This is a genomic window from Sphingopyxis sp. SCN 67-31 (assembly GCF_001725095.1).
This window is the reverse complement of sequence record NZ_MEFH01000198.1, coordinates 1-5,290: the sequence shown is the minus strand read 5'-3', so window position 1 is coordinate 5,290 and position 5,290 is coordinate 1. Positions and strand designations below refer to the sequence as shown.

Annotated in this window: 7 protein-coding genes; 4 read left to right on the top strand and 3 right to left on the bottom strand. The window is 66.6% G+C overall.

The genetic code is table 11. The annotated features are described in order from the left end of the window. The coding region (infC, locus tag ABS88_RS23805; protein ID WP_286750788.1) for a translation initiation factor IF-3 at window positions 1-527 on the bottom strand (527 nt) is incomplete at its 3' end. Window positions 528-712: 185 nt separating this feature from the next. Further along, the gene (locus ABS88_RS23800) at window positions 713-1,900 is read right to left on the bottom strand and encodes a penicillin-binding protein activator (RefSeq protein WP_040589271.1); all 1,188 of its coding nucleotides are present in this window, start codon (window positions 1,898-1,900) and stop codon (window positions 713-715) included. A 10-nt stretch (window positions 1,901-1,910) separates the two neighbouring features. Here ABS88_RS23800 and rsmI point away from each other — a divergent pair, with 10 nt between their 5' ends. Genes rsmI through ABS88_RS23780 form a run of 4 tightly spaced genes read left to right on the top strand, consistent with a single transcriptional unit; the run spans window position 1,911 to window position 4,711 of the window. After that, window positions 1,911-2,771, top strand: coding sequence for a 16S rRNA (cytidine(1402)-2'-O)-methyltransferase (gene rsmI, locus ABS88_RS23795; RefSeq protein WP_286750787.1), 861 nt, complete (start codon window positions 1,911-1,913; stop codon window positions 2,769-2,771). Further along, window positions 2,768-3,118 carry a YraN family protein gene (locus ABS88_RS23790; protein ID WP_003039458.1) on the top strand — a complete coding sequence of 117 codons (351 nt, stop codon included), beginning with the start codon at window positions 2,768-2,770 and terminating at the stop codon, window positions 3,116-3,118. Before rsmI ends, ABS88_RS23790 begins: the two co-directional genes overlap by 4 nt. Window positions 3,119-3,129: 11 nt before the next feature. Continuing rightward, the gene (gene gshB, locus ABS88_RS23785) at window positions 3,130-4,080 is read left to right on the top strand and encodes a glutathione synthase (protein ID WP_286750786.1); all 951 of its coding nucleotides are present in this window, start codon (window positions 3,130-3,132) and stop codon (window positions 4,078-4,080) included. A gap of 22 nt (window positions 4,081-4,102) precedes the next feature. Further along, window positions 4,103-4,711 carry a DedA family protein gene (locus tag ABS88_RS23780; protein ID WP_003039464.1) on the top strand — a complete coding sequence of 203 codons (609 nt, stop codon included), beginning with the start codon at window positions 4,103-4,105 and terminating at the stop codon, window positions 4,709-4,711. Here the strand turns inward: ABS88_RS23780 and ABS88_RS23775 are convergent. Beyond that, the coding region (locus ABS88_RS23775; protein WP_286750785.1) for a tyrosine-type recombinase/integrase at window positions 4,708-5,290 on the bottom strand (583 nt) is incomplete at its 5' end. The genes ABS88_RS23780 and ABS88_RS23775 overlap by 4 nt on opposite strands.

Sequence of the window (5,290 nt, the reverse complement as noted above, 5' to 3'; positions counted from 1 at the left end):
GCGAGCACCATCAGCATCTGACGCCCTTCGGTGCGCGGATGCGCCTCGACCTTGGCGATCTCTGCCGTCATCTCCGCCACGCGCTGCAGCACGTTGAGGCCGAGCTGCGTATGGCTCATTTCGCGGCCGCGGAAGCGCATGGTCATCTTGACCTTGTCGCCTTCCTCGAGGAAGTCGAAGACCTTCTTCATCTTCACTTCGAAATCATGATCGTCGATGTTCGGACGCATCTTGATCTCTTTGATTTCCTGGGTCTTCTGCGTCTTGCGGGCCGCATTGGCCTTTTTCTGGGCTTCGTACTTATACTTGCCCACATCGAGGAACTTGCACACCGGCGGATCGGCGTTGGGGGATACTTCGACCAGATCGAGGCCGACTTCGGCCGCCTGTTCGATCGCTTCAGCAGTCAGCATTACGCCCAGATTTTCGCCTTCCTCGTCGATCACACGGACCTTGGGCGAGGCGATGAATTCATTGTATCGCGGGCCGTTCTTCGGCGGCATTGGCGCCAGCGGGCGGCGGGTCATGGGCGGGCGTATAGCTGTATCTCCTGTGTCGTTTCAGTTCATATGCGCAGCGGGCGCGCAAACGCGCGCGCGGTGCACATATAATGAACATTGGCGCGGCGTAAAGGTTGCCGTGCGCAATTTACCGGCGGTTTTCGTCCGACTGTGGCGGCTATGCCACGCCCGCTGCCCCTAGGATCCGGACCCTACCATTTGGCGGGCGCGGGGTCGATCACGCGGAAGCCGCCCGCCCCCACCTCGCTGACCTCCAGCGCGCGGATCGCGATGCCGCGGTCGTTGAAGCGGAAGATGCCGTCGATGCCGCCGAACCCGTCCGCCGCCATCAGGCGCCCGGCAGGAAAGTTGGTCCCCGGCTTCCAGTCACGCGCAATGCGCACCGTCAGCAGCACCGAATCATAGCCGAGGCTGGCCAGGCGATAGGGCGCCTTGCCGAACCGGGTGCGATATTTGGTGGCGAGCTGGCCGTAGAGGCCGTCCGAAACGCTGGCGAACCATGCACCGCGCATCGCCGGGTTGCCGCCCAGTGTCGCATCGGTGTTCCACAATTCGGTGCCGAGGATCTGGCGCTGTCCCGCGCCCTTGATGATCGGAACCGCGCGCACCGCATTGCCGCCGACATCGGCGATCAGCACCGCGTCCATCGCACCGGCGCTCGCCAGACGGCGCGCCGCACCCGTCAGCGCCGCGGCGCTACGGTCATAGGTTTCGGTCGCGACGAGCGTTCCGCCCGCATTGGCGACCGCCGCCTTGAACGCCGCCATCGAACGCTCGCCATAAAGATTCTTGGGGATCAGCGCGCCGAAGCGCTGCTGCCCCTTGGCGCGGGCAAAGCTCACGACCCGCTCGACCGACTGGCCGGGAACGAAGCCCATGATGAAGACGCCGTTGCCCGCGACGCTGCTGTCGTTCGAAAAGCTGATGACGGGCACCTTCGCCGCCCGCGCGATCGGCGCCACCGCGGTGACATCCTCGCTGAGCAGCGGGCCGAGGATCAGCTTGTTGCCGTCGGCCACCGCCTGCTTCGCGGCCGCGGCGGCGCCCAGCGCGGTGTCATACGTCGTGATGCGGACCTTGTCGGCCTTGGTATCGAGCAGCGCCATCGTCGTCGCATTGGCGATCGCCATGCCGACGTCGGCGTTGGTTCCCGTCTGCGGAACGAGCAGCGCGACGCGGTGGCGATCGGTATCGGTCGGCAGGCCGGGGCCGACATTGTCGGTGGGCTTGTCGGGCGGCGGTGGGGTGGCCGGACCGTTGGTCTTTGGCACCACCTGGCATGCGGCGAGCAGCCCGCCGAGCGCCAGCGTCGCGATACCGCGCAGCAATTGCCGCCGCGGCGACGCATTCCCTTGGCGCTCGCGCGTCGTTTCTGCCATCTCTGCCGCCATGCCGGATTCGACCATCTCTATATCTCCCTTGCCCGGTCTCTATATCGTCGCGACGCCCATCGGCAACCTTGGCGACATCACCCCGCGCGCCGCGGCGGTGCTCGCGCGCGCCGACGTGATCGCGGCGGAGGATACGCGCGTCACGGCAAAGCTGCTCGCACATCTGGGCTTGCGTGTTCCGATGACCCCCTATCACGATCATAGCGACGAACGCGCCCGTGCGGCGCTGGTTGCCCGGATGGCGGACGAAGTCGTCGTGCTGGTGTCCGACGCCGGAACCCCGCTGATTTCGGACCCCGGCTACAAGCTGGTGCGCGATGCGCGCGCGGCGGGACGGTCAATCACCACCCTGCCCGGCCCCTGCGCCGCAATCGCCGCCATCACCCTGTCGGGCCTGCCGAGCGATCGCTTTCTTTTTGCGGGCTTCCTGCCGAACAAGGCCAAGGCACGCGCCGACACGATCGCCGAATTCGCCGCTCTGCGCGCAACGCTCGTCTTCTACGAAAGCGGGCCGCGCCTCGCCGCGACCCTGACCGCGCTCGCCGCCGGCCTCGGCAATCGCGAGGCGGCGGTCGCGCGCGAAATCAGCAAATTATACGAAGAATGCGTCACCGGCCCGCTCGAAGATCTCGCCGCGCGCTACGCCGACGCGCCGCCAAAAGGCGAAATCGTCGTGATGGTCGGCCCGCCCCAGGAGCAGGCCGTCGAAGCTGCCGACGACGACGCAATCGACGCGGCGCTGCGCGAGGCGCTGGACGAGCAGCCGGTGGCCAAAGCCGCCAAGGCCGTCGCCAAACGCTTCGGGCTCGACCGTCACGCGGTTTATGCGCGCGCACTCGCGCTTAAGGATCGCGCTTGAACCGCGCCGCCGCCGAAGCGCGCGGACGCCGGGCCGAACGGCGCGCCGCCTGGTGGCTGCGCCTGCATGGCTGGCGTATCCTGGGCGAACGGCTGCGCGTTCCCGCGGGCGAAGTCGATCTGGTGGCGCGGCGCGGCCGCACACTCGCTTTCGTCGAAGTGAAATGGCGCGACCGCGCCGCCGATCTCGATATGGCGATCGACGAATTTCGCCTGCGCCGCGTCGCGGCAGCCGCAGAAATGCTCAGCGCGCGCTTTGCGCGACCCGATGATGATATTCGCATCGACGTGATGCTCCTTGCGCCGGGGCGCTTGCCTCGCCATCTGGTCCACGTCTGGCAGCCCTGAAGGAAGACGGAATGACCCTGTGCGCGGCGGTTCAAATGGACCCGATGGATGGCATCAACATCGGCGGCGACAGCAGTTTCGCGTTGATGCTGAAAGCGCTCGAACGCGGCTACACCCTCTATCACTACGATGTGCGCGGGCTGACCTGGGAGGCCGGACGGCTGACGACACGGGCGCACCCCGTTCTCGACGTCAAGCGCGAGGCCGGCGCGCATTACCGCTTCGGCGATCCCGTAACGATCGACCTCGGCCACGATGTCGATGTCGTGCTGATGCGGCAGGATCCGCCCTTCGACCTCGGCTATCTTACCGGTACCTGGCTGCTCGAACGCATTCGGGGCGAGACGCTGGTGGTCAATGATCCCGTTTCGGTGCGCAACGCGCCCGAAAAGGTTTTCGTGCTCGATTTTCCGCAATTCATGCCGCCGACGATGGTCACGCGCGATCTTGACGCGGTGAAGGATTTTCAGGCGCGCCACGGCGCCGTCGTCGTCAAGCCGCTGCACGGCAACGGCGGCAAGGCGGTGTTCCGCATCGACGCTGACGGCAGCAATCTCGGCGCACTGGTCGAACTTTTCGGTCAGGTCTGGCCCGAACCCTTCATGGTCCAGCAATTCCTGCCCAGCGTGTCCAAAGGCGACAAGCGGATCGTGCTGGTCGACGGCGACGTGGCCGGCGCGATCAACCGCAAGCCCGGCGAAGGCGAATTCCGGTCGAACCTTGCCGTCGGCGGCTATGCCGAAGCGGCGGAATTGACGCCGCGCGAGCAGGAAATCTGCGCCGCGCTCGGCCCGCAGCTCAAGGAACGCGGCCTGATCTTCGTCGGCATCGATGTGATCGGCGGCGAATGGCTCACCGAAATCAACGTCACCTCGCCGACCGGCATCGTTGCGATCGACCGCTTCAACAACAGCGATACGGCCGGCATGATCTGGGATGCGATAGAACGCCGGATCGCTTGAGCCCCCACCGCGTTTGCCCTTCATGACCGAATTCATCCTCGATCTGATTCAGGCGTGGGGATATTGGGGCATTGCCGTCCTGATGTTCCTCGAAAACGTCTTCCCGCCCGTCCCGTCCGAAGTCATCATGGGGCTGGGCGGCATCGCGGTCGCGCAAGGACGCTTCGACTTCTGGACCCTCGTCGCGGTCGCGGTCGCGGGCACCACCGCGGGCAATTGGGTGTGGTATGCGATCGGGCGCTGGATCGGCTACAAAAGGCTGAAGCCCTTTATCGACCGCCACGGCCGCTGGCTGACGCTCGACTGGCACGAGGTCGAGCGCTTGCACGCGGGCTTCGTCCGATATGGTCCGGGCATCGTCTTCGTCGCGCGCTTCATGCCCGTTGCGCGGACGATGGTGTCGCTGCCCGCGGGTATGGTCCATATGAATCAGGCGAAATTCCTGCTGTGGACCGCCGCCGGATCAACGATCTGGATCGCCGCCCTCGCCGGCGCGGGCAACTGGTTCGGCAAGCAGTTCGCCGATATCGAACAGTTCGTCGGCCCGCTCGCGCTCGTCGCGATCGGCTCGCTGGTCCTTCTCTATTTCTGGCGCGTCTTCACCTGGAAGCCCAAGCACCGCCGCGACTAACCGGCGCGGGGGTGAGCGTTGCGATAGACGTCGAGCAGATGCGCGGCATCGACGGCGGTGTAGATCTGCGTCGACGCCAGACTCGCATGGCCCAACAGTTCCTGCAGGCTGCGCAAATCGGCCCCGCCCGCGAGCAGATGCGTTGCGAAGCTGTGGCGCAGCGCGTGCGGCGTCGTGCGCTCGGGCAGGCCGAGCGCGCGGCGCGCCTGCCGGACGCTGGCCCGCACGACGCCCGGTTGCAGCGGCCCGCCGCGCGCGCCGACGAACAGCGGTGCATCCTTGCCCATCGGCCAGGGGCAGGCCGCGACATAGCGCGCGACCGCCGCCGCGACCGCGGGCAGGATCGGCACGATCCGCGTCTTGCCGCGCTTGCCGGTCACGCGCAGCGTTTCGCCGAGCGGCAGCGCCGCGCCGGTCAGCGACAGCGCCTCGCCGATGCGCAGACCCGCACCATAGAGCAGCAGCAGCAAGGAAAAATCGCGCGCGCCGACCCAGGCTTCGCGGGCATTATCCTCGACATCCTGCGCAAGCTGCATCGCCTCGGCCGGCGCGACCGGGCGCGGCAGCCCCTTTTTGACG